Origin of the sequence: Actinomadura mexicana (genome assembly GCF_900188105.1) — a bacterium.
In the GTDB taxonomy this organism is placed as follows: Bacteria; Actinomycetota; Actinomycetes; order Streptosporangiales; family Streptosporangiaceae; genus Spirillospora; species Spirillospora mexicana.
In genome coordinates this window covers 21,865-45,463 of record NZ_FZNP01000031.1, presented here as the reverse complement: position 1 = coordinate 45,463, position 23,599 = coordinate 21,865, and the positions used below count along the sequence as shown (strand labels likewise).

The following is a 23,599-nucleotide window of genomic DNA, read 5'->3' as shown; positions in this document are numbered from 1 at the left end:
GTTTCTTGGATCAGGTGCGAAGCCAGATCGCGAGGGTGGCGACGGTGACGGTGCCGAGGTAGACGTAGGCGCGTTTGTCGTAGCGGGTTGCCACGGCCCGGAAGTTCTTGAGGCGATTGATCGCCCGCTCGACGACGTTGCGCTTTTTGTACCGCTGCTTGTCGAAACCAGTCGGGCGACCACCGGCCGAACCGCGGCTGCGGCGATTGGCCCGCTGGTCCCTCGGCTCGGGAATGGTGTGCCGGATCTTGCGTCGCCGCAGGTAGCGGCGGTTCTTGCGAGAGCTGTAGGCCTTGTCGGCGCTGACGCTGCCGGGCCGGGTCCGGGGCCGGCCCGGCCCGGCACGGGGCACCGAGATCCTCTCCATCACCGCCTCGAACTGCGGGCTGTCCCCGTGCTGCCCCGGCGTCAGGACCAGCGAAAGGGGCCGGCACCGGCCGTCGGCCGACAGGTGGATCTTGGTGGTGAAGCCACCACGTGAACGGCCTAGGCACTCGGCTGCCTGACCACCTCCGCCAGGCGGACGCACAGACTCCGCAGCACCGGATCGCCCCACTTTGTCCAACTGTGGGGCCCCTTTTGAGCAGCAACCACCGGCGGCGCCGCCTGTGGTGCGCCGGCGGCGTGCTGGTGGGCCCGCGCCGTGGTGGAGTCCACCGACACCTCCCAGTCGATCTCGTCCTCGGCGTCCTCGGCCGCCTGGACCCGCGACAGCAGCAACTCCCAGGTCCCATCGGCCGACCAGCGACGATGCCGCTTGTAGACCGTCTCCCACGGCCCGAAGCGTTCCGGCAGGTCCCGCCACGGCACACCCGTCCGGACCCGGAACAGCACACCGTTGATGACCACCCGGTGATCACTCCACCGGCCGCCACGACCACCACCACGAGGCAGAAGCGGCTCCAGCCGCTCCCACTCGCCATTCGTCAGATCCCCTCGGCCACCCATGCTGAACAGCCTGAACCCAACCCCCTGATCACCTCAGGAGATCCAGGAAACAGGACCTAGCCCTGGCCCATCCCGGCCGGGCTCGGGCGGACGTCGGCGGGGCGCCGGGGTTGGCTTGGGCCGGTCGGAATCGGTACGGCTCGGGCCGCTCCGGCGGAGGCTCTCCTGAATGCTGTGCGGGTAGGAGGCGGCGGCGAGGCGAGCTGCCTCGCGCGCCTGTTCAACGTCGCTGCGCTGCGCCTGCTGGCCCCGGCTGGTCTCGCGGGCCTCCAGCGCTGCGCGTTCGGCCTCGGCCCGCTCGGTCGCTCGCACGTCGATGACCTGGGCGCGTTCGGCTTCGTCGGCGCGGCTGCACTGCTCGGCTTCGCGGGCCTGCTCGCGCTGCTGCTCGCGCTCGGCCTGGCGGACCTCGGCGATCCCGGCGGCGGCGCGGGCCTTGTCGACGGCCTCGGCGAGATCGCTCGATCCGGGCTCCTCGGTGCGGTCGCCGCTGCCGAACACGTCCAGCGTGAGCTGCCCGGCGGACACTTCCCGCCCGGCGGCGCGGGGGACGTCCTCGCGTTCGACGGCAGGGCCTTCGGCGGCCTGGCGGGGCTGCTCCTGGCCCTCGTTCCGGTCGCGCTGGGGCGCCTGGTCCTGCTGGGCGGTGCGGGCCTGTCCGACCCGCTCGCCCTGCTGCTGGGCCTCCTGCTCCTGGACGAACCGGGCGGCCTCGGCACGTTGACGGCGGGCGGCCTCGTGTATGGCCTGCTGGTCAGGCGTGAGCGGCTCGGGCTGCGGCGGCGGGTCGGCTACCTCGCCGCGCATCCATGCCCGCCGGTGCCGGTCGATGGCGTGCTTCTCCTCCTCGGCGCGGATCATCTCCGGCCACGTCCACCACGGCCGGTCGTGCCAGCCCTGGGCGCGCTCGGCGGCCGGGGCCCGGCCGCTCCAAGCGTCGACAGCGCGGACCTGCGGGTCATCCAGGTCCAAAACGAGCTGCCCGGCGGGCAGCACCCGCTCGGCGGCGCGAGCGGCCTCGGCGCGCCGCTCCTGCTCGGCTGCGCGAGCGGCCGCGCGCTCCTGCTCGGTGCGGGTCTCGGCGTCGGCCTGGTCGACGTGCAGCGGCGGCAACCGGTCGGCGTCGACGTGCTCGCGGCGCCGAAGTTCGGCATCGGCGCGCATCGCCATCAGCGCCTCCGCCTCGGTCGCCTTGCTCCACGCCTGCCGCGCCTCGTGGATCTCAGTGAGCGCAGCCTCGCGCTGGCGCAGCGTCGCGGCGAGCGTCTCCTGTCCGGCGGCCCGGTCGGCGAGCGCCGCGGCGGCGTTGGCGTCGCGGCCCTGGACCGCGGCGGCGCGGGCGCGCAGCCGGACGGCCTCGGCCTCACGTTCGCGGGCCTCGCGGGCGACCTTGCCGAGCTCGGGGCCGACGTAGGCGGGCGCCCACTTGGCCGCGCGCTCGTAGCGGGCCCGCATCACCCACAGCTCGCCATCGCTGGCGCTGCGGATCTCCCGCGAGGCGTCCGGGCGGCCGAGCGCGTCGTGCGCCCCCCACCATGCCGCGCGCTGCTCGGGCGAGGTCCTCGACGGGGCCGGGCCGAGCGCGTCGGTGTCCGAGACGTGCCCGTACTGCTCCCGGTAGGCCATCACCCGGCCCGCGCGCTCCGCCCACCTGGTGCGCGCGGCGACGTCGTCCACCGCCGGCGGCTCGCCGAGCTGCTCGACCAGGAACGCCGGCGGCTGCTGGATGGCGTCATAGCCGAGCTCGGTCTCGCGGAGCTGCTGCTGTGCGGCGAGCTCGGACAGGAACCGGTCGGTCCGCTCGTCGCCGGTCGTCGGGGTCCGCTCGGCCCACGTGGCGCCGATGAGCTCCTCGGCAATCTCCAACCGGTCCAGGTTGATCCCGCGCTCCTGGGCGGCCTGCCCGATACGCCACGCCAGCACTTGGGCCAGGGAGTCAGCAGAACCGAGCTCCCGCTCCGTGATGGCCTCGTGGAAGATCGTTTGAGCGTCGCGGCCGCTCATCTCGATCTGGCGCAGCAACCGGCCGAGCGTGCCGAGCGCGTCGTCCTGGCGCAGCGTCTCCGCGTCGCCCGGCGACAGCACACCGGCCTCCCGGGCCCGGCGGATGTACGCCTTCGGGAGCTCCTCGCGAATCTGGTCGGTCCACATCGCCCCAAGGTGCGCCATGTGGCGGGGCCGCTCGCCCTCCTCCACGAGGGCCTCTTGCGCGGTCTGGTCGGCCTCCTGCTGCTCCAGGCACGCCGTAAGGATCGAGATCCTGTCCCCCACAAGCTGCGGGTCCTGGCGCGGGCCTGCGGGCGGCTGCTGCCCGAGAAGCTCGGCGGACCGCTCGCGCGCCTGCTCGGGGCCCGGCCGCATGTCGGCGACACGCTCGGCCTCGGTACCGACGTAGGCGACGTTGGACCGGCGGCCGCGCGTCATCATCACGTACAGCATTTCCCGGGTCGTCCCCTGGCCCGGCAGCGCGTGCGCAGTGTCGACCGTGCGGCCCTGCGCTGAGTGCGCCGTCCCGGCATAGCCGAGCTCCACGTGCTGCCGTACATAGTCACGGCTGAGGGTGACGCGAGCGCCGGGGGTTCCGTCGTCGCCTATCAGGTGGGCAATGATCGACCCGTCTTCGCCCACGGCTCCGACGCGGAGAACATCACGGTTGGTGATCTCTGAGGGCGGGACCTGGTCCGGGTCGGCGGCGCTGAGCTCGGCGGCCGCCCGGCCGCTCGGGTCCTCCTCGATGCTGGTGTTGCGCCGTGCGGTGATGAGGTCGCCGATCGCGGCGCGGTTCCCGTCTCGGAGAGACGTCTCGCGGCCGCCGACGCGGCCGAGCGCGCGGAGTTCCTCACGGATCCGGCCGGAAAGCTCGCTGGCCTGCTCGTTGGTCGCGGCGAGCAGCAGGGTTCGGTGACCGGCGAGGTAGTCGGCGAGGTAGCCCTCGACGGCTGCGGCCTGCATCTGCTCGCCGGTGCCGTCAAGAAGTCGGCCGTGCTGGTCGTAGGCGGTCAGCGCCTCCGGCCGCCCCTCGCGCAGCAGCAGCGACGCCTCCCGCTCCCACTGCGCGTTGAACCGCACCACGGTCTCCAGGCGGTGGGCGCCGCCGATGTCGACAGCCCGGCGCATCGACCCGCCCGCCTCCGGCGCGCTGAGCTGAGCGTCGTCTCCGGCCCACACGACCTTGGCGCCAGCGGCGTCGGCGAGGGCCTGGATTTGGGCGAGGTGGTCAGTGGTGACCATGGACGCCTCGTCCACCACCACCAGCTGTCCCGGCCTCAGCGACGCCTCGCCCTCGTCCACTGCGCGCAGCCATCGGGCGATGTTCATCGCCTCGTCCAGGCCCTCGCGCTTGAGGACTCCGGCCGCGTTCTGCGAGGTGGTGAGGCCGAGGGCGGGTGTCCGCATCGTCTGGCGCCACGCAGCGGCGAGCCGGGAGACGGTGAAGGACTTACCGGTACCGGCGGCGCCGATCAGCACGTCCGTTCGGCGCCCGGAGGTCAGGATGCCGGTGATCACGCGGTGCTGGTCGTCGTAGGGGCGAGGTCCGGCCGCTTCCGGGACGGCTTCGCCGGCGAGCGTGCGGCGCTTGGCCTCCTCGGCGCTGATCCCGACCGCTGCGGCGGCCTGCTCGGCGGTCAAGCGCGGCCCGCCGGGGGCGAGCGCGGCCGCCATGAGCGCCGCTTCGCGGTCGAGCTGCCCGGCGGTGGTGTACCGCTCGGCGGCCTGCGCGAGGAACACGCTGCGGCCGTCCTGGCGCCGCAGATCGGCGGGGACGTCGACCACATCGGGGGCGTTGAGCAACCGCACGGCGGCCGGTCCGGCGGGGTCGAGCGCGGCCTCGGTGAGGTCTTCTAGCAGCGCCTCGACCCGCTCGGGGTGAAGCCCGCCCAAGTAGTCGGGGAGGTGCCGGTTGATCGCCCTGGTCAGCTCGTACCGCGTCCACGTCGCCGAGTCCCGCTGCACGTCGGCGATAGCGGCCTGTAGAACGGCGCCCAGGTCGGCGTCGGCGAGCTCCTGCGCCGGCGTCCCGGGCTCGACCTTGCCGAGCGTGTCGGCCGGGACGCCGCTGAGCTCCTGCACCTCCTTGGCGGTGGTGCGCTCCTCCCACTGCCGGAGCTGCTCGGCGGGGGAGGGGGCGTCCTTGCTCTTGGGCTTGGGGTTCTTGGTCTCCTTGGTGACCTCCTGCGCGAGCTTGAACATGGCCCGCGGGGAGGGCTGGCGGCCGTGCGCGGCCACAAACGCCTCCACCCGCTTCTCCAGCTCGGCAGTGATCTGCGCACGCCGCGTCGAGAACTCGGCGATGAGCCCGGGGGAGACCCCGACGACCTCGCGGCCCTGCCCGTCCGGCCGGGCCTTGAACTCCAGGCCGAGACGGCGCGTGAGGAACTCCTCCATGACCCGTTCGCCGTGCGCGGCGGCCGCGGGCCGAGCCCGGTAAATCGCCATGCCGTCCAGGGCCCGCCATTTCCCGTCCGCGCACTGCTGCCGGTTCAAGATGGCCTGATGGACGTGCAATTGCGGGTCGCCGTCGCGGTTGGTGTGCTGCCGGAAACGTCCGACGACCCACCCTCCGCCTTCGATCCACCGGCCGGTGGTGCGGCCCGCGACCTTGGCGCCGTGATACCCGGTGCGGGCCTCGCCGGCGTGCTCCTGGAGATACCGCAGACTCGCGTCAGCTCCGGCCATTACGCCGTCCCAAACCACGTCGGCGGCCTGTCGGTACTGCGCGGCCAGCGCGGCGTTTCCCTCGGCCTCGGCGCGGCGTCCGGCCGCCAGCAGACCGGCATGGACAAGCGTCACGCTCTTAACCGGGCTAAAGGTCACGTCGTGGTGGATGACCGCCTGCCGGGCCTGGCCTTTCGCTGCGATACGAAGCTCTTCCCGACGCTCCGGCGATGCCTCCGGCTCCCCCGCTAGGGACTTCTCAAGGATGGTCTCCCACGACTGAAAACGGGACTTCCTCCGGCCGAGCCGGGCCTTGTCCTCGGTCGCCACGTCCGGGTCACTGAACGACGGGTCACGCGGGTCGAGGAAATGCTCATACAGCGCCTCGAAAACCGCGCCGTCGATCTCCCCACCCGACTCCAGGCCGAGCGCCTCGGCGCCCCGGCCCCACCACACTCCGGGCGGCTCACCGTGCTCGGCGACCGCTGACAGGTAGTAGTTTTCCGCGCCGCGGCCGACCTGCCGTGTGAGGTACTTGGGGTCGTAGCCGGGAGCGATGCTCAGCACCGGGCGACCCCCTTCGGTGACGGCGGCCCGCGTCCGGGCCGGTGACCAGCGGCGCGACGCTAGGAGATCATCGCGCAGCGACCAGCCTACCATGATCATTAATAATGCGTAGGTGTGAGGACTATGAAGGGCGGCAGGGAGGGAGCGGTGAAGGTGCGATGGTGGAGGGGCGGCAGGGCGCTGGGAGTGGTGGAGGCAGAGAGGGGCGGGGAGTGGTGAGTGATGGGCTGGGCTGGGTGCTGGCGGGTGGTGGGTTGGCTGCTGTCGCCATGGTGGGCGGCTGCCGCGCTCCGCGTGGGCTGTTACCGAGCGTGCGGGATGGAGCGGGGCGGGACGGCTCCAGAATCGTTGTCGCGCGGCGCGCGAGCGGGCGCCGGCCCGCCCCGTACGAGCCCTGGGCGACGACGCGAACGGCGCCGTACCGGCCTGCCCGCGCGGGAGCGCGGCGGCATTCTTTAACTGTTACCGGCGCGGCGTTCCCGCGCTTTCTCCCCCCGAAAGGAACGCCCTCGTGACTGCCCGTCCTGCGCGCCCTGCGGGCGCGGGAGCATCCGCGCAAGAAATGGCGCGCGGCCTCGCCCGGCAAGGGCGCCGGCGCCGCCTGGTCCTGCTCGCGGTCGGCCTCGCCGCCGTCTTCGTCGCCGCCTGGTGGCTGACCGGCTCGGCACAGGCCGCGCTCGGCCTGGCCGTAATCGCCCTCGGCGCGGCTCTCGCCCGGCCTGCGCTGCGCGATGACGCTGCGGCGAAATGGCGGCGGGGCGCGAAAGGGGAGCGGTCAACCGCGCGGTACCTGCGGCCGCTGGAACGTCGCGGATACACCGTCCTTCACGATCGCAACCTCGACCGGCCCGGCGATACCGCCAACATTGACCACCTGGTGATCGGGCCCTGCGGGCCGGTCGTGGTCGACTCCAAGAACTGGCACCGAAACACCATGGTCCGGGCCCGGCGCGGCCGGGTCATCGTCGGCCGGACCAAAGGCGCGAAAGTCATCGCCGCAACCGCGATGGAACGGCGCCGCGTCGCGCAGGGACTCTCCGCTGATATCGGCGCGCCGGTAACAGCTCACGCGGTTCTCGCCGTTCACGGGGCGCGGCTGCCGTACTGGCGGCGGCCGGAAATCGAGGGGATCCCGCTGCTGAGGGCCAAACAGGTTCGCCGGTGGATTACCGGCCTGCCGGCCGTCCACGATCCGGCGACCGTGGCGCGGCTGGCTGAGGCTGCGGCCCGCCGGTTCCCGCCCTACATCGCCCCCGCTGACCCTTCCCTGCGGGACTAGAACAGCCCCGGCGTCTGGGCGTACCCGGCGGCGATCGCGGCCGTGATCGCCGCCTCCACGTCCGTCCCGGCGTCCCGCGCCGTCTTGATCGCCTCCCGGATCGCGACCGCGCGGCCGTGGGCGCCGCGGTGGTCGGCCAGCGGGCCCGTTCCCCGATGGCGGCGGGCCCGGTAGTCCTCGCCGTTGCGGGCGCGCGGGATGAGCTCCCAGTGCTCGGGGTTCTGGCAGCTCGGCTCGTCGCAGCGGTGCCCGATCACCAGGTCCTCGCCGGCGCGGGCAGCGATCGGCCCATGAGTGAGCTGCCACCCGTACACGTGGGCCGTCACCACGATCGACCGTCCGGCGGCCCGGGACGCTTTGAGCTTGCCGTGCCCGGTGTCGGATACGGCGCCGAGCCAGTACCAACACCGGTCCGCTTCGCGCTGGTAGACCCGCGCTTGATAGCGGCGGCGGGTGTCGGTGTGGTCGAGCAACTGCCGCCAGATCTCGCTCGGTACCGTCCCGCCGCGGCCACGTTCGCGGCCGCCGGCGGGGACGCCGCTGAGGGTGAGCTGTCCCGTCTCGCTCGACCCTGCACGCTCGCCGCTCGATCCTCTGGCGGCCGGTTCGGCAGATGAAGCGGCGCCCCCGGCGGGTCGCTCGGCGCCCTCGCGGGACCGGTCGGCGGCGGCGACCTCGCCGGCGGGCGTTTGGGGCCGCTTGGCGGCGAGCTCGCTGAGCGCGTCCTCGAACGTCAATTGCGTAGGAACGGCGCCGGGCCGGGGGCTCTGCCGCGTCATCGCTCTCAGCTCTCCTTGTTGCGGCGGCCGCGCGTGCCCTTGGCGGGCGTCGGCTCCTCGGCCTCGCCGGGCTCGCCGGTGGCGGTGAGCTGGTCGGCGAGGCGGTCGGCGCGGGCCTCGGCCTTCTCGGCGCGTTCGGCGGCCTGGTCGGCGAGGCGCTCGGCGCGTTCGGCGCGGGCCTGCTGGTCGGCGAGGCGCTCGGCGGCGAGGTCGCGCTCGCGGTCGGCTCCGGCGCGCACGTCGGCGACCTGCTGCGCGGCCTCCTCGCGCACTCGGGCGATCTCCTCGCGCGCCGCGGCGAGGTCGGCTCGCGCGGTGCTGCGGTCGCGGTCGGCGTCGGTCCGCGCCCGGTCCAGCTCGGCCCGGAGCTCCTCGGCGGCGGTGTGCGCCTGGGCGGCCCGCTGCTCGGCGGCGGTGACGCGCCGCTCGGCCTCGCTTCGGGTCTGCTCGGCCTCGGCGCGGGCCTGCTCCACCTCCGAGCGGGCCTGCTCGACCTGCGCGGCCGCCGTGCGCTCGGCGTCGGCGCGGGCCTGGTCGGCGGCGGCGATCTGCTGCGCGGCCTCCTCGCGGGCTCGTACGATCGCGGCCTCGGCGTCGGCCTGGGCCTGCTCGGCGGCCTGCCTCGCGGCGGCGACCTCGGCGGCCGCTTCGTCTCGCACCTGGGCCGCTTCGGTCGCGGCCTCGGCCCGGATCGCGGTCACGCGCTCCTCGGCCTCGGCTCGCGCGGCGGCGATCTGCTCGGCGGCCTGGTCCTGGGCGGCCTGCGCGGCGGCGCGGGCCTGCTCGGTCTCGCTGTGCGCGGCGGCGACCTGTTCGGAGGTGTCGGCGGTGATCCGCTCGACTTCGGAGCGGGCGGCGGCGACCCGCTCGTCTGCGGCCTGCTGCGCGGCGGCAAGGCGTTCGTCGGCCTCGACGGCGGCGGCGCGGGCCTCGGCGGCCTCGGTCTCGGCGGCCTGGCGGCGCTGGGCCTCGCGGGCGAGCTCGGCGCGGGCGGCGCTGATCTGCTCGGCGGCCTCGGCCTGCACCGCTTCGATCTGCGCCTCGGCTGCCTCGGGGTCGCCGGCCGCGCGCAGCGCGGACAGCATCCCCTCCATCCGGGCCGCGAAGCGCTCCATGTCGGCCACGACGTCCCGCCTGATCTGCGCGGCGCGGGCGGCCGCCATCGTCACCGGGCGGTCCAGGTCGCCCGGCTCGACGGCCTCGGCGCCGCCGCCGGCAGCCCGTGCCCGGTCCAGGCGCTGCCGCTCGCGGAACGCGCTGAGCGCGGTGTGCGCGGGTCGCCCCTGGTCGTCGCGCTGGTCGCAGTACTTCGGCTTGGCGCCGCGGTGGTCGGGCCCCACCCGGCGCGGCTCGTTGGTGCATCCGGGATAGGCGCACGTCGCCCCGACGGGCTGCTCGCCGGACTGCTGGTCGACGCCTGCGGGCTGGACAGTCGGGCCCTTGTCTTCGCTCATGCCCTCATCATATCAGCATTGCATAGCAGTGAGCTATGCAATGAGATGAAATAATGAAATGTAATATTGAAATGATGATCTCGTTTCGCGTCTGAATCCGGGCATCGCCCACGGGCGGCGCCTGCCGCGCGGTTGGATGCCGGTATGTCGATTGCGGGTGCGTGGTACAGCTCAGGCACGTTCTGGACGGCTACGGGTGTGGTGGTCACGTTGCTCGTCGGGCTCGGGACCGGGGCCGTCACCTACCTGACCCGGTTCGCCAGGCAACGGCTGGACTATGGGTTGCGCACGGTCGCGCCGCTACTCACCGCGCCCGATGGGGTGCGCGATGACCTGGAGTTGCGGCATCGCGGCGTCAAACTAGAGCGGCCGTATCTGACAGAGGTAGTCCTCGCTGGTCGGGGGCGCCGGGACATCCCACGGTCCGCCTTCGACAATGGCGCCCCGATCCGGCTGAACCTGGGCGCCGCGATCGTGGAACTCCTCCAGGTCAAGACCACGGACTCTGCCTCGTCGACACCACCCCCACCAGTTGCCACCGACGCTGAAGCCCTACTGATTGGCCCAGGGTTGATCGGACGTCGCCAGCGGATCACCCTCAGCGTTCTCGTGGAGGGCGAACCGGACTTGTCCTGTGAGGCTCCGCTGCCCAACGCTCGGGTCCGTTCTCGGTCGGTCGATCCCATCGATCCCGTGGATCGCGCGGCGGATCTCCTTCGCCTCACCCTCGCGGCGGGGCTCCTCATCTTCTTGATGGTCACCGGTGCTTCCTGGTTGCTTCATCGACTGAGCGGATAATGAGCGTTATCCGCTGAGTCGCCCGTCGGTCTCAGCGGATAACGTCGTCCCGGCGGCCTCGTCGGCGGGGCCGCGACTCAGCGGATAACAGCAGGGGGGCGAGCGATGGGCGGTAACAGCCGGTCCGGGGACGGCGGCGAGGTGGTCGCGCTGCGGCCGGACACCGCGCCCTACACCACGGCGGCGGGCGCGGCCTCTGCGTTGACGGCCGAGTGGAAGGCGGCCGCCGTCGCCGGCACCGTGGCGGCCGCGGGCCGCGCCCTGGCCGACGTCGAGCGGCACCTCGACCGGGCCGCGCTCAGCGCGCACACGGTGCGGGCCTACCGGCGGGCCTGCCGGGCGTTCACGGCGTGGCTGGCCGACCAGGGCGGCGCCGAGCTGCACCCGGACGCCTTCGCCGATGTGATCGGCGCGGACGCCGCGGTGAGTGCCTGGCGCCGGTCGCGCCTGGACGCGCGGGCCTCGGTCGCCACCGTCAACCAGGAGCGGGCGGCGGTGGCGCTCATGTGCGAGCTCGCGGGCCTGCGCCTGGGCGTCAAGGCGTTGCGCGTCGCCCCGCCCGGCGAGCCGGACGCCCTGTCCGAACGGCAGGCCGGCGCGGTCGAGCGCGCGGCCGCGCGGCGCGGCGCAAGGGACCGGGCGATCGTGGCGGTGCTGCTGTACTCCGGCGCCCGGGTGGAGGAGTGCGCGCGGCTGCGGGTGGAGGACGTCGCGGTGACTGCGCGGACCGGAACCGTGCGGCTGCACGGCAAGCGCGACCAGGTGCGCACCGTCCCAATTCCGGCGCCGGCCCGCGCCGCGCTGCTGGACTACCTCGCCGAGCGCGGCCGCAAGGACGGGCCGCTGTGGGCCGGGCAGCGCGGGCCCCTGACGATCTCCGGGATCACTCAGGTGGTGCTGGCGGTCGGCGAGGACGCCGGGGTCGCGGACCTGCGGCCGCACCGGCTCCGGCACACCTACGGCACCCGGTTGCGCCGCGACGGCGCCGACCCTGCCCAGGTGCAATACCTCCTCGGCCACGCCGACCTCAAAACCGCCGGCCGCTACTTCCGGGCCGGGCAGCGCGAGGTCGCCGAGCTGGTCGAGCGCGCCTTCCCGTAAAGCGTCTCCCGGGACTGGGGTGTCGGTAAGACTCGTGTTACCAGGTACAAGCGTTTGAGTTGAGCCAGGTCAGCGACGGTGTCTGACGACGTGGCCGGGACTGGAACCATCCGGCGCGGCCAGCCGCGATGCACCAGGGCGGCGAACAGCCGGGGCCGGATCCGCTGCCGCGGGGACGCCGCGAGCGGTTCGCTGTCGGTCACCGCCGGTCAGTCTTCGCGCTCGGCGCGGCGCACGGAACCCGGGTGGTCCTGTTTCCCGTCGGCTCCCGGGCGCCCGGAAAACCCCTGTTGACCTGGCGCGTCGCGACCCAAGAGGAAACAGCGGCGCAGCCGGGAGCACTCGCCGGGAGGGCCCGCCGAACCGATGCGGACGGCCCCGGCACGGTCGTTATCGTATTTGCGCCAGAGGTGGCGAGGGCCAACGAATCAAGCAGGACGACTCAAAAGTGAAATATTTATAGAGAGCGGAAAGATATCCGCCCATCGCTTCTTGGTACTGTCCGGCATGGGCATTGTAGGCGGACCAGTCGCGTCTCTTGTCATCCACGGACAAAGCGGCCCAGAATCCAGAAGCGGCCCTGAAGTTCTCTCTTGCTGCGATCATATCTGCCGCCCCAGTGAATTCCTTGGGCATATTTACAGAATCCGCCCAATTCTGCACGAATTCATTGCGTGCATTAAGTATCTGATTCCACCATGCGATAGTTGTGACGTCCGGAACGGTGTTTGGAATTTTCCAGCTCATAGTCGCGTCGGTGCACATCAATTCGACACGGCGGATGTACTCGGTGAGGATTGCTTTGCGCTGGGCCGCGTTTTCGTCTTTCACGCCCACAATTTTGTCTCTGAGGTCAGTAAAGTTGCTTACACCGAAGATGAAGATGGATAAGCTCACCAAAGTAGCAGTGGTAGCCAGCCAGCTAGATTCGGCTTTCGGCGGCGCGGCGCTCGACGCCGGCCCCTGCGGGCGCTCAGGTCCGACAGGCCCTCCAGATTGGTCCGCCATCACTATCAGGCCCTTCGATGAAAGCAGTCGGCTCGAGGTGATCCGCACGGGAGCGCAGCACCGGAAGTCACACTCCCAGAGTTTACTCCACAAGGCCACCGTTACCGGAAATATGCCACCTTTCCGCCGGAAGGTATTGACGCAGGTCAAGGCTCAGGCGGCAGCGCGACCACGAATCCGGCCCCCTGCTCAGCATCGCCGTCCACAGCCGAAACCCCAGTCCCGGCCACGTCGTCAGACACCGTCGCTGAACTGGCTCAACCCAAACGCCGGGCGCCTACAGTCCGGCAGAACCCGCCACGGTTGGCGGGGGTCCAGCAAGCCATTCCGACGATCACCGTTCGCACCCGACCCTATATATCTTGTTTTCAGCTCCCTAAATATCTTAAATAGATCATCCGCTAGGCTTGTTGTACGTGTTTTCCACGATACCCCTACCAAGGGCTGTGATTAACACTGGCCCCGAGATGCGTCTCCACGGGAGGTCGCTCCAGTCGTCACGGAAAGGTAGGCAGATCATGCGCGCAGGCAAACGGATCTCCATAGCGGCAGCAAGCACGGTAGTCGCAGGAGCGGCCCTGATGATCCCGCTCGCGCCTTCGCAGGCGGCGGTCCACAGTCAGGCGCACAGCGCGGGTGCCGCTGCCGGCACGGAGTGCGTGACACAAAGTTTCGCGACAGCGTGTTTCCAGAAGCATGGAGACAAATTTTCGCTGTACAACGGAAGCTTCCGGGACGGCGACGTGGCGTCGCTGAACTGGAGCAACTACCTGCGAACCCGCTCCGGATCGTGGAAGTACTACCGAAAAGGCCGCTTTGCCAACCCCTTCATTCAGAACTGGAGGGGGGATAACCGCGACCTCTACGAAGACCAGTCTGTGAACGCCTACGGAGGCAAGGGCAGCGGGATCCGCTTGTACGCGTGCGCCAGTGGAAAGGGCTGCTCGCGGTACATCTGGATCCGCAACAGCGAGTAGGCGACACCGGCTCCGGCACACCTACGGCACCCGGCTGCGCCGCGACGGCGCCGACCCTGCCCAGGTGCAATACCTCCTCGGCCACGCCGACCTCAAAACCGCCGGCCGGTACTTCCGAGCCGGTCAACGCGAGGTCGCCGAGCTGGTCGAGCGGGTCTACGGGGACGGTGTGTGACCCGCCCCGGGCGACTGGTCGGGCAACCACTTGGCCTGTACCTCCCGCGCCGCGTTCAAGGCGGCGCGCCCGACCGTCCGGCCGGATGGGTCGTCCGTGGTGTCCAGGGCAACAGAGATCGCGGCCTCCACGGCGTCCCACGCCTCGGTGAGCTGGCGTGCGGTCATCACGCCGGACCGGCTCAGCCTCCGGTAGATCAACCGGGTCTGCCGTAGCAGTTCCTCGTAGGGGGTCTGTCGTCCCCTGCGCCGCTCAGGCGGGCGCTGGTCGGCAGCCGCCGCCGAGCGGATCCGCGAGCGGCTGGACGCGCTGCGGCCACGGGGTCCCAGCTCAGCGTGCTACAGGTGAACGATAATCAGCGGTTATCCCGCGGGTCGCTACCGTCTCTTTTGTTCCTTGTCATCGTACCGTGATCACAGACATAATCGGCCGAAAGGTGTGCCAGCAGAATAGATTGACCAGGATAGACGGGACCATCCATGCTCTCAGAACCTCACGACTCAGATGATGGCGACGTTTTGGTTGACATCACGCTCTGGGAACCGCCGTGGTACCTCCACCCTTACCGCCACGAAGTCTCGGTGGCCGTGAACGGCCCCCGCGCCCTCCGCATGGTGTTCGAGGCGGGTAACGATGGGATCCGCGCATGGGACGAGTGGCGTGTTAATGAGTCTACGGGTCTGCATCTGGCTTCGCCGTGGTGTGGCTTTCCTATTGAGAGCTACGACCGCAAGGGGTTTATCCGGGCCTTGTTTGACGGGCAGCCGGGTGTGGAGTTCCACACCGAGCAGAAGCAGATCGGCATACAAGGTCCCTCAGGTCCCGGCGATGTGGCGCCCCTCATCGGCAACGCGCTGGTGGCCGCCCTCGGGGCTGGCGGCGTCGGTACCGTGCTGGCCACAGCGTTGATGAGGTTCTTCACCCGGCACCGAGGAAAGAAGATCATCTTCCGAGCCAACGGCAAGGTCCGGTCAATCCATGGATACTCAGCCGCCGACGTCGAGCGCGTGCTCAATGTCACCCAACTCGTCATGCAACAGCGCCCTGGTCAGGAGCCCGATCCTGGTCTCCAAGAGCAGCTGAGGCAGCTGCTATCGGGCACGGATGACCCTGGCGGGGGAGAGCCAGGTTCAGGAGATGGCGGCGACTCCACCCGGAACTGAACTGGATATCCCTGGTCGAGCAGGTCTACGGGAACGGTGTGTGACCCGCCCCGGGCGACTGGTCGGGCAACCACTTGGCCTGTACCTCCCGCGCCGCGTTCAAGGCAGCACGGCCGACCGTCCGGCCGGATGGGTCGTCCGTGGTGTCCAGGGCAACATAGATCGCGGCCTCCACGGCGTCCCACGCCTCGGTGAGCTGGCGTTTGGTCATCACGCCGGACCGGCTCAACCTCCGGTAGATCAACCCGGTCTGCCGTAGCAGTTCCTCGTAGGTGACCCCGTCGTCTCCTGCGCCGCTGGCGGGTGGCTCCGTCATGGAAACAACGCTGCCACCGTTCCGGGCGATCGGGGGATCAGTCCCAGAACAGCAGCAGGCCCCCCGGGGGTCCCTTCCCTGGGGGGCCTGCTCGGTGCCTGTGCTGTCAGTCTGTGCAGCTTGGGCGGGGGTTGTGGTCCTCAGACCCACAGACCCAGCACCACAGGCCGGTCTCCTGGTCGTCGTCGTCCTGGTCGTCGTGGTGGATCGTCGCTCCTGTGCGCGTCACGGGGTTCCCTCCTGGTCGTTGATTCTCCGTGGGTGGCGGATGTCGGTGCTACCGCGCCCCGGTGTTCCGGTGCACGACGGGCTTGTCCATGTCGCGGTGGGTCAGCGTGACGTCCAGGCCGTGGGCCTCGGCCAGAGAGGTGGCCAGCAACTCGCCCACCGTGGCGGCACGGTGGCGGCCGCCGGCGCACCCGATAGCGATGGTGACGGGCCCGGCGGACGGCCCGGCGAGGTAGGCCAGCACGGCGCCCTCGACGCCGTCGAGCAGGGGCAGAATGCCGGGCGTGGTGCGCACCGCCTCGTGGACGGCGGCGTCCCGGGCGGTCAGGTGCCGCAGCGCCGGGTTGACGTGCGGGTCCCGGAAGTGCACGCGCAGGTCAACGGTCAGATGCGCGCTCGGCGGGGCGCCGTGCAGGTAGCCGAACGTGATGACGTGGACGGGGTTCTCGTGTTCCATGATCGGGTCCTCTCGCGAGATCGTCGGAAGAACAGTTTTAAAACTGTGCTACCAGGGTTCGGGCGGGGGTCCAGGGCTTGGGGCCGCCCGGGTGGTCGCCGGGGCGCGGGCGGGAGAAGTCGCCGCGGCGGCCGCCCCAGCGGCGGCGCTCCAGCTCGGCGTGATCGGGTCGGCGTGCCAGGTCGCGCACCCGGGCGGCCATCGGCGCCCACTCCCGCGCCATGTCGGCCTCGGCCTGGGCGTAGCCGACCTCGCAACCGGCGGCGAATCCGAGCCGGTACGCCTCGGCGAACGCCTCGGCGAGGATCTCGGCGGGGATGCCCGCGGCCGCCGCGCGGCTGGTGATGTCGACCATTGCACTTACCTCCCGTTCGTCTCCCAGTTTTAGAACTGCTTCCCCCAGGCCGCCGGGGTCGAGATCGCCGCACGCGCCGCGGCGGCCACCTGCGCGGGGGCCACCTGCGCGGGGGCGCCGGCGGGGACCTTCACGACCTCCACGCGGGCGCCGTCGCTGTAGGCGTTCCAGTTCGCCACGGTGCGCGCGGCGTGCTGGTGGGCGGCTCGGCAGGGGACGCCGGCGCGGTAGTGCGGGTCGTAGGTGTCATCACAGTCCCGGCAGGTCCAGCCGTTGGCGTAGACGTTGCTGCCGCCCTGGGCGCTGACGGCCAGATAGACGGTGGTCTGCCGGTCGGTGTTCGCTGCCATGTTCCATCTCCCTGTGCGGCTCCTTGTTGACCTCTCCAGTATAGCAGTTTTAAAACTGCACTGCTAGTGAGCTGCGGTTTCTTCTCCTCCGAGGGTGCGCTGGCCCCGGCTGCTGCTGGCATCGCCGCGGCCTGTTCGGCGAGCTCGGCGCGCTGCTTGACGCGCCTACCTCAATGATCAGAAATCGCCGAGCTTGAACCCCGGCCCCGGGTCGAGCCGGGGGCCTGCGTGCGGGCGGCTCGCCGTCCACCTGGCAGCGTTGTGAGCCTCAACGCTGGTCACCATTCCAGCCCGGCCACGCGCTGGAACCCGGCCCGCGTGGCGTCGTCCTCCTGGCGGCCGCGTGGCCTGCTGGTGGTGAGCGTGGTGTGGGCGGCCTGTTCCCGGCCCCGTGCTCAGCAGCAGCCGGGCGGCAACCGGCCTCCGCGCCTCCCCTCCCTCCGCCCCCTTTTTTCTCCCGAGCCGACAACAGAGTTCAGCCAGCGGGCTGCATGGTTCTGTCAAGGGTTCGTCGCTTGCGATCGCGAAGCGACCCGGAGGGCGGTTCCTTGACGGGTTCTGCGGCCCGCGGACAATCCGGCCTCGGGTCGGGAGGGAAAAGGGGGGCGGCCGCAGGCCGCCGTCAGCCCGGAGGGCTGTGGTGCGCTGGGCGGGCTGTTACCCGGTGCTCGCTTTAGCTTGCAACCTGTCGCCCCTCCTCCAGAATCGAGAGCATGCCTGCTCTGTCTCACGTCTGGATCTGTGCCTCGATGTCGGAGGTCATCCGCGCTGACCGCCTCATCTCGCTGTTCGTTTCCGATGGTTCGCCGGACAATCGGGCCGCAGAGACCAGCGGATCGGGGGTGCTGTGGGCCCACGTCGCCGGCCGGTCCGAACCGGTGCGCGTCGACGGGTTCACCGGCATCAGTGCGGCCGAACTGCTGGACGCTGTCACCACGGCGCTCTATGAGGCTGAGCACTTTTCGTTCTTTGCCGGTTCGGCGGCTTACATCCGTCTGCATCACACCGATGACCGGCGCCCGGTCACCAGCGTGAAGCTCTATGACTCCGAGGGGTTGGACGGTGAGGGATGAGAGAGCTGATGAATCGCCTGCTGGGCAGCCTGGACAAGGCGCGGCCGCGCTACGGGTACGGGCGCGGCCGCCGGCCGCTGTGGGATGAACGCAACCGTGACGCCGAACGTATCCGCCGTGCCCTGCGCAGGGCCGGGCTTAAAGAGTTCGGCGAGGACGGCGGCGGGTTCGTGGTCGAGAACGGCGAGGACGGGGGCCCATTCTCCGTCGCCGCCGCCCTCGACCCCGGTCTCGACGGAGTGAACGTCAGGACGGTGATGGACGACTACACCCGGGCGCTGACCGCTCAGGGCTGGCGGGTCGGTCCCGACACTGGCCCCGATCCCCAGGAACAGATCTTGGAAGTCTGGATAACTCCGCGCTGACTCGGGCGACCTTGCCCGCTCGTCAGTGCTGGGGCTCGGCGTCCGGCTCGTCGTCCTGGTCCTCGTCGTCATCGTTGGGCTCGGCGACGGCGGCCGCGAGCGCGGCGAGGATCTCGGGCGGGGTGGTGAAGTCGTCGTAGCGGCCGTGCTTGTCCAATGCGATCAGCAACTCGACGTCTTGGACGATCTCGACCAGACCGCCGGCGGCCAAGATGTCGGCGGGGTCCTGGTCGTGGTAGCGGCCCGGCTCCCCTGGCGCGTACTCCAGGCGGAGGCCGACGAACTGGAGCGCGCGGGTGACCTCGTCGGCGAGCTGCACCCGTTCGGGGTCGGTGGCCTGGTCGGACGTCGACAGCCCGCACAGGACCCGGTCGGCGCGGGCGTTGAGCGCGAACAGCACGTCATTGGGGTCGAGCCGGGCGGCGCGGCGGGCCTCGATGGCGAGCGTCAGCAGGTCCTCGGCGGGGGCGTCGCCGCGGCGGCGGTACCGGGTCATCGCGGCGCGCTCGGAGATCTGCGCGACGCGGGCGAGCTCGGCGACGGTGACGCCGCGCTCGCGGGCCATGCGGGCGGCGGTCTTCTCGATCCGGTCGAGCGTGTCGGCCAGGCGCCGCGCGCCGCGCAGGACGGCGAACAGCGTTTCGGCCTCGCTGAACTGCGCGGGCGCGTCGCGGAACGGGCTGCGCGCGACGAGCCGGGCAATCTCGATCTCGGCGTGCTCGTCGCTGTGGTCGGCGAGCACGGCGGCGAGCTGGGCTTGCTCGATCAACACTGCGGTGCGGCTCGGCGGAACCGACACGTCTGCGAACTCCTCAGACACGCATCCTCCTTCATGAAGTTGGCTTCATGAAGCCTACTTCATGCCATGTCGGCGGGGGCGCTATCGGCCGGGCTGCCGGATGATCTCGGCGGCGAGCGGGCCGAACGGTGCGGGCCCGGTGGCGCGGTCGCGAGCGGCGTTCACCTGGCGGGAGCGGGTGCGGCCGAGCACCTGGGCGGCGGGCGGCGGCGTGGGGGTGGGTGCGGTCTGCTGGTCGGGGCGGTGAGGGGCGGCGGTTCCGGCTGCCCATCCGGTCATGGCGGCGGCGTTGTCGGCGGCCTGTTGGAGCTCGCGCAGGTCGGCGACGGTGAGCTCGGACGCCTCGGGGACGGCGGCGGGGTGCTGGGGTTCGGTGCTGGGCTGGTGCGGCGGCAGGCAGGCGGGGCCGGGCAGCATCACGCCGAGCCCCTGCCGGACGGCGGGCGCGGTGCTGGTGGTCCTGGGCCTGGGCGGGGCGGTGGGCTGGCGGGCCTGGGCGGCGCGGCGGCGGGCCTGCTGGACGCCGGCGAGGCGGCCGCGGGTGGCGAGGCGGGCAAGGAGTTCGGCGCGGACGGCGCTGATCTGGGCAGCGGGCCCGGGGGCGTCGGCGGGCGCCGCGGCGGCGCGGGCGGCCGCCGCGGCGGCGGTACGGCGGGCCTGCTGGTCGGCCTCGGCGCGGCGGGCTGCGGCGAGGGCCTGGCTGCGCGAGGGGCCGGGCGCGCCGTTTGGGCCGAGCCAGTGGGCGAGGCGGTGGCGCAGCCATCCGGCGACGTGCCGCAGGTCGCCGGGGGCGTAGGCGTAGGGCCAGGGCTCGCCGCTGGTCCGGTGGTTTACAGCGTAAAGGAGGTCGGCGGGTGTCCATCCGGCGTCCCACCAGGGGCGGAAGATGTGGCGGAGGTGCCGCGCGGACAGCCGTGACAGCGTCCTGTCAGCGGCGCGCATCGCGGCCGCGACGGCGAGCCGGATGCTGCGGCTACCCGGCACGGGCGAGGTTTTCCACAGCCCCCCGTCCTCGTTGATGGTTTGTCGGGTTTCGCCCTGTTCCTCGCGTGCGCGCGTACCTGCGCGCGCAGGGCTAGAGATCCCCGCTCCTACGGAGGCGGGGAGGGGTCCAACTTCTGTCCTCAGGGCGGCGGCGGGTTGCTCGGCGTCGGTGGGGTCGGGCTGGTCGGGGGGCGGGATCGGGACGGCGAGCACGTAGACGGCGGCGCGGTTGCCCTGGTCGGCGTGCGGGTCGGGGAGCGGGTAGAGCTTCCCGGCCCGGATGGTGGGGGTGGTGCCGGTCTCGACCACGGCGAGGCGGCCGCGGCGGCGGGCCCACGTCAGGATGGCGGCGACGGTGGAGCGGGAGACGTCGGCCTCGGCGGCGAGCCATTCCCACCCGGGGCGGCTGGTCATCTCCTCGCCGCGGGGGCGTCCGGGCATGTCCGGCCACTCGGCGGCGCGGGCGAGCGCGCCGAGCACGGCCAGGACGTTGCGGCGCCGGTCGGCGCGGGCGTAGGCGAGCTCCTCGTCCTGGTCGAGTGAGTCGAGCCACTCGGCCAGGGTGACCGCGCGGCGGGAGCCCTCCAGCTCCGCCAGGGCTCGGGCGACGGCCGTGCGCCGTCCGATGCCGGGGGCGGGGATCTTCAAGTGGTGGACCGGGCTGCCACGGCGGGGTCGCCGGCGGCGGGCGCGGTGAGTTGTCGTCTCGGCTGAATCTGAGTCGCTGTCCTGCTGCGACTCGCCCGAATCAGGGCATAGGAGACTCAGCCCATGGCTGTCGGCTATCCTGGGCTCCTGACGTTCGGCCCGGTTTCGAGGCAACAGAAAGCCGCCGGTCGGGACCGGGTGTTGGGGAGAGGCCCTAGAGCGCGTGTGGTTTCCGACGCCGTTGCGCTTGGGGCCTCTTGCTTTTCTCCGAGCCTGCTCGGCTCGCTCAGCTCATGCGGTGCCCTCCCTGGGCGAACGTTGAGGTACTAGGCCCGACGCTTGGAAGCCTCGTCCTGCTCGTCCTGCATCTGTGCCTGTTGGTGCTGCCGCTGGTGATGACGAGCGATCTCGTCCTCCTCGATCAGCATCTCGATATAGCGAGCAAGCGTGACGTTGCGAGCCGCGGCGCCGTGTGAGGCGAGCTCGCGCGTCTCCGGGGAGGTGCGCGCCTTGAGCTCCACGCCGGGGCCGTTCGCCCGGCGCTTCTTCTGCCGCCGTTGCTGTGCGCCGATCGGGGTAGCCATGCGGGAGATCATGGCGGATCTCTGGGCCCACACTGGGGACTTTGGGCGCGTGTCGGGTAACTATTTCGTCGCGGCCTGTATCGCGGCTTCCGGATTGAGCGGGCAGGATGGGCGCTGACCGGCCAACTTTAAAGCACGTTCTTTCCAATGAAGTGGGGGCGCTTTTTCGGTGGCGGAGGGTCTTGTGCGTGTCGCGGCGTGGGTGCGGCTGGGGACTGAGGGGCGGCTGGCGGACCTGGTGGCGTCGGAGCGGGCGCGCCGGCGGCTGCTGGTCGCCGACGATCCGCGCTGGGACGACTCGCACCTTGGCGCCGCGGGCCGTGCTGCGGTCAAGGTGGCCCGGGTGGCGTGGCTGGCCGAGCTCCGCGAGCGCGGCGAGCTGCTGGACACCGCCGCGGCGGTGCTGGCGGTCGGAGTGCACGCCGAGCTGGCGGCGCGCGGGTGGGATCGCGAGTGGCCGGACGCGCCGGAGACGGCGATCTCGGGGCGGTGGCCCGGGTCGCGGTCGACCGGGTGGCCCGAGCGCATCGGCGCAAACTTGCCGGTCGGCCTGGTCGAGCAGGTCCGCGCGGCCTGCTGGCACTCCTCCCCCATTGACGAGCTGCGCGAGTTCCGCGACGCCTTCCCGGGCCTGCTGACCGGGGTCCGGCTCCGGGAGTACGACGAGCTCACCGCGCAGATCACCACGCCGGGCGAGATCTGGCGGGCCGGGTTCGGGCGCGTCCTGTGGCCCGACCAGGACGGCGCCGAGCAGCGCTGAGGGGGCCGCGCGGAGCGGTCGCTTTAAAGAACGTACTTTAAAGTCACCAGGTCCCGGCGGTGTATGCAGCGTGCTGGGTACCGCTCGACGGGTCGTGGTTGCCCCTTCTACGGCGTGTCGTGGCCGGATACGGCCAACGCCAGTTATGGAAGGAGCGCAGGCAGCCACCTGACCAGGGCAATCACTAACGCACCCTGGCGGCCCCTGACGGACGCTCGGCGGTCTGGGGACTCTACATGCACTCGATGCTCCCAATACTCCCAATGCAGGTAGTTCAGGCAAGGGAGCCCGTACTGTGCAGGCGCCTGGGACAGGTGCGGCCCTGTACCGTGTCGCCCATCGCCTCCTGGCTCTCCGGCACCTGTCGGCGGGGATCCGGCCCTCAGGCCGGGGAGAAGAGGAGGTGATCGGGAGGTGCCGAGCCGTCGCACCACTCGGAAAAGCGCAAGGCGGGCCCCCGCTGAGAGCGCGTCGAACTGGCAGAAGGCTACGACCTTCGCTGGCGTAGGACGCCTGGCAGTCGGAGTCGCCCGGCTGATCCGGGACTGGTTGAACGGTGAAGGCCCCTGGCCGTTCCTCTGACGAGGAAACGAGCCGAAGGGCCTCCTGCGCAGGGGCTCCTGTGGCGGTTGCTTGGCCGGCGACGCCGCAGGGGCCCTCTTCTTATGCTGTTCTCCCAGGTCATCCCTTGGGATCAGCCTAAAAATTCCAGTTATGTGGTCTAGCGCGTCTCGACCGTACACCGGTTTACCCACCGGCGGATAGCCGCCCCAGGGGACCTGGCTGCACGAGTCTTTGCGACCCCGGGTAGGCCAGCTCCTGATCTCACCGTGACGCCGGGCGGGCGGGTGCTCACTCGTCGTCCGGGCCGGTGAACGGCTCTCCGCAGACCTTGCATTCGATCGCGCCGAGAGCCAGGACGGACGGCGCGACCCGGATACGCCGCGGCGGCTGGCACCCGCACAGCGCGGACACGCCGTTGTTGTTGCTGGTGCGCACGTCGTCGCCGGCGCCCTGCTCGTCGCCGTCCTGCCCTGCTCCCCCGCCGGCGGCGACGATGCGGGCCGTGTGCTCGGAGCGGCGGTGCGCTCGGATCACGGCGGTGAGCTGGTCGATCTCAAGCGCGTAGTCGGCGGCGGTGCTGTCGGGGACGTCGGTGTCGGACCAGCCGATCGGGTCGAGCTTGGCCACGGTGAGGCCCACCTCCTGGGCGAGCTTCTTGTACTCGGTGTTGTGGTAGCGGCCCTGGCGGGAGGTGTTGCGAATCCCGCGGGTGTGGCCGATGCCGTGCGCGGCCTCGTGCAGCAGCGTGCCGAGCACGTCGCGGGCGCCACGGGCCAGGCCCTCCCCTGCCACGAACAACTCGGCGAGGTCGCCGTGCTCCAGGTGCTCCCACCGGGCTCCGGCGAAGTGCCCGAGCGTCACGCTCCCCGCGGGGACCCCGATCGTGCCGGACGCGAGGGTGACCACGACCGACGGCACGTCCGGATGCCGCCGGATGATCGCGGCCCACACGTGTTCCAGGGCGGCGACCAGCGGCGCGGTAACGCTGTCGGTCGGGACGGTGGCGGATGTCGTCGTCATGCTCCCATCCTCGCATTTTTGACACGTACGTGTCAATCGCCAAGGTAAAGAACGTACTTTAAAGTTCCCTGGTCAGAGGCCATATCCGGTTTCGCGAAGCGGTTGCGGCAGGGGCCTGCGGGGGTTACGTTCGGGGCGTTCTCGGCACCCGGTGCGGGTGCCGTCCGGCGAGTGCGGCCCGGCTGCCGGCG

20 protein-coding genes and 2 pseudogenes are annotated in these 23,599 nt (G+C 71.2%); 9 read left to right on the top strand and 13 right to left on the bottom strand.

Annotation, left to right across the window (positions count from 1 at the left end; all coding sequences use genetic code 11):
* Positions 1-10: 10 nt before the first annotated feature.
* Positions 11-948 (bottom strand): annotated as a pseudogene (locus CHC11_RS39325) (IS5 family transposase).
* A 33-nt stretch (positions 949-981) separates the two neighbouring features.
* On the bottom strand, positions 982-6,171 hold the full coding sequence (gene mobF, locus CHC11_RS39320; RefSeq protein ID WP_179279235.1) for a MobF family relaxase: 5,190 nt from the start codon (positions 6,169-6,171) through the stop codon (positions 982-984).
* Between the two features lie 562 nt (positions 6,172-6,733).
* On the opposite strand from mobF, the gene CHC11_RS39315 reads away from it, so the two are divergent.
* The gene (locus tag CHC11_RS39315; RefSeq protein ID WP_089316995.1) at positions 6,734-7,450 is read left to right on the top strand and encodes a nuclease-related domain-containing protein; all 717 of its coding nucleotides are present in this window, start codon (positions 6,734-6,736) and stop codon (positions 7,448-7,450) included.
* On the opposite strand, the gene CHC11_RS40920 is transcribed toward CHC11_RS39315, so the two are convergent.
* Together CHC11_RS40920 and CHC11_RS39305 are read right to left on the bottom strand one after the other, a co-directional pair.
* A complete protein-coding gene (locus CHC11_RS40920; RefSeq protein ID WP_143227487.1) occupies positions 7,447-8,229 on the bottom strand; it encodes an HNH endonuclease family protein in 783 nt (260 codons plus the stop codon). The genes CHC11_RS39315 and CHC11_RS40920 overlap by 4 nt on opposite strands.
* Before the next feature lie 5 nt (positions 8,230-8,234).
* Positions 8,235-9,683: a coiled-coil domain-containing protein gene (locus tag CHC11_RS39305; RefSeq protein WP_089316994.1), complete on the bottom strand. Its 1,449-nt coding sequence runs from the start codon at positions 9,681-9,683 to the stop codon at positions 8,235-8,237.
* A 144-nt stretch (positions 9,684-9,827) separates the two neighbouring features.
* Here CHC11_RS39305 and CHC11_RS39300 point away from each other — a divergent pair, with 144 nt between their 5' ends.
* Together CHC11_RS39300 and CHC11_RS39295 are read left to right on the top strand one after the other, a co-directional pair.
* Positions 9,828-10,481, top strand: a complete 654-nt coding sequence (locus tag CHC11_RS39300) for a hypothetical protein (protein WP_089316993.1) — start codon at positions 9,828-9,830, stop codon at positions 10,479-10,481.
* 105 nt (positions 10,482-10,586) lie between these two features.
* Positions 10,587-11,582 (top strand): tyrosine-type recombinase/integrase, encoded by a 996-nt coding sequence (locus tag CHC11_RS39295; protein ID WP_089316992.1) that lies wholly within the window; start codon positions 10,587-10,589, stop codon positions 11,580-11,582.
* Positions 11,583-11,972: 390 nt separating this feature from the next.
* Here CHC11_RS39295 and CHC11_RS40915 read toward each other — a convergent pair whose 3' ends face one another.
* Entirely contained in the window at positions 11,973-12,413 is a 441-nt protein-coding gene (locus tag CHC11_RS40915; RefSeq protein WP_143227486.1) for a hypothetical protein, read from the bottom strand.
* 758 nt (positions 12,414-13,171) lie between these two features.
* On the opposite strand from CHC11_RS40915, the gene CHC11_RS40910 reads away from it, so the two are divergent.
* The 3 genes and pseudogenes from CHC11_RS40910 (at position 13,172) to CHC11_RS39280 (ending at position 14,905) form a co-directional block, all read left to right on the top strand.
* A complete protein-coding gene (locus CHC11_RS40910; protein ID WP_143227485.1) occupies positions 13,172-13,567 on the top strand; it encodes a hypothetical protein in 396 nt (131 codons plus the stop codon).
* Positions 13,521-13,628, top strand: a pseudogene (locus CHC11_RS44030) (hypothetical protein); the annotation flags it as partial. The gene CHC11_RS40910 and the pseudogene CHC11_RS44030, both read left to right, overlap by 47 nt.
* Positions 13,629-14,260: 632 nt before the next feature.
* Positions 14,261-14,905 (top strand): effector-associated constant component EACC1, encoded by a 645-nt coding sequence (locus CHC11_RS39280; RefSeq protein ID WP_143227484.1) that lies wholly within the window; start codon positions 14,261-14,263, stop codon positions 14,903-14,905.
* A 25-nt stretch (positions 14,906-14,930) separates the two neighbouring features.
* Here the strand turns inward: CHC11_RS39280 and CHC11_RS39275 are convergent, their stop codons facing one another.
* The 4 genes from CHC11_RS39275 to CHC11_RS39260 all read right to left on the bottom strand — a co-directional run bounded on the left by CHC11_RS39275 (position 14,931) and on the right by CHC11_RS39260 (position 16,611).
* On the bottom strand, positions 14,931-15,221 hold the full coding sequence (locus CHC11_RS39275; RefSeq protein ID WP_089316988.1) for a hypothetical protein: 291 nt from the start codon (positions 15,219-15,221) through the stop codon (positions 14,931-14,933).
* A gap of 277 nt (positions 15,222-15,498) precedes the next feature.
* Positions 15,499-15,906, bottom strand: coding sequence for a RapZ C-terminal domain-containing protein (locus CHC11_RS39270; protein WP_089316987.1), 408 nt, complete (start codon positions 15,904-15,906; stop codon positions 15,499-15,501).
* A gap of 37 nt (positions 15,907-15,943) precedes the next feature.
* Positions 15,944-16,261: a FliH/SctL family protein gene (locus CHC11_RS39265; RefSeq protein ID WP_089316986.1), complete on the bottom strand. Its 318-nt coding sequence runs from the start codon at positions 16,259-16,261 to the stop codon at positions 15,944-15,946.
* Between the two features lie 29 nt (positions 16,262-16,290).
* Positions 16,291-16,611, bottom strand: coding sequence for a hypothetical protein (locus CHC11_RS39260; RefSeq protein WP_089316985.1), 321 nt, complete (start codon positions 16,609-16,611; stop codon positions 16,291-16,293).
* Positions 16,612-17,324: 713 nt separating this feature from the next.
* Here CHC11_RS39260 and CHC11_RS39255 point away from each other — a divergent pair.
* Positions 17,325-17,684 carry a hypothetical protein gene (locus CHC11_RS39255; RefSeq protein ID WP_143227483.1) on the top strand — a complete coding sequence of 120 codons (360 nt, stop codon included), beginning with the start codon at positions 17,325-17,327 and terminating at the stop codon, positions 17,682-17,684.
* Between the two features lie 8 nt (positions 17,685-17,692).
* The gene (locus CHC11_RS39250; RefSeq protein ID WP_143227482.1) at positions 17,693-18,049 is read left to right on the top strand and encodes a hypothetical protein; all 357 of its coding nucleotides are present in this window, start codon (positions 17,693-17,695) and stop codon (positions 18,047-18,049) included.
* A 22-nt stretch (positions 18,050-18,071) separates the two neighbouring features.
* Here the strand turns inward: CHC11_RS39250 and CHC11_RS39245 are convergent, their stop codons facing one another.
* The 3 genes from CHC11_RS39245 to CHC11_RS39235 form a co-directional block, all read right to left on the bottom strand.
* A complete protein-coding gene (locus CHC11_RS39245) occupies positions 18,072-18,869 on the bottom strand; it encodes a hypothetical protein (protein ID WP_143227481.1) in 798 nt (265 codons plus the stop codon).
* A gap of 60 nt (positions 18,870-18,929) precedes the next feature.
* Positions 18,930-20,480, bottom strand: a complete 1,551-nt coding sequence (locus CHC11_RS39240) for a hypothetical protein (RefSeq protein WP_089316981.1) — start codon at positions 20,478-20,480, stop codon at positions 18,930-18,932.
* A gap of 326 nt (positions 20,481-20,806) precedes the next feature.
* The gene (locus CHC11_RS39235; RefSeq protein WP_143227480.1) at positions 20,807-21,064 is read right to left on the bottom strand and encodes a hypothetical protein; all 258 of its coding nucleotides are present in this window, start codon (positions 21,062-21,064) and stop codon (positions 20,807-20,809) included.
* 184 nt (positions 21,065-21,248) lie between these two features.
* Between CHC11_RS39235 and CHC11_RS39230 the strand changes: the two genes are divergently transcribed.
* Complete coding sequence (locus tag CHC11_RS39230; RefSeq protein WP_089316979.1) at positions 21,249-21,824, top strand: hypothetical protein; 576 nt, start codon at positions 21,249-21,251, stop codon at positions 21,822-21,824.
* Between the two features lie 852 nt (positions 21,825-22,676).
* On the opposite strand, the gene CHC11_RS39225 is transcribed toward CHC11_RS39230, so the two are convergent.
* Entirely contained in the window at positions 22,677-23,408 is a 732-nt protein-coding gene (locus CHC11_RS39225) for a hypothetical protein (protein WP_089316978.1), read from the bottom strand.
* Between the last annotated feature and the right edge of the window lie 191 nt (positions 23,409-23,599).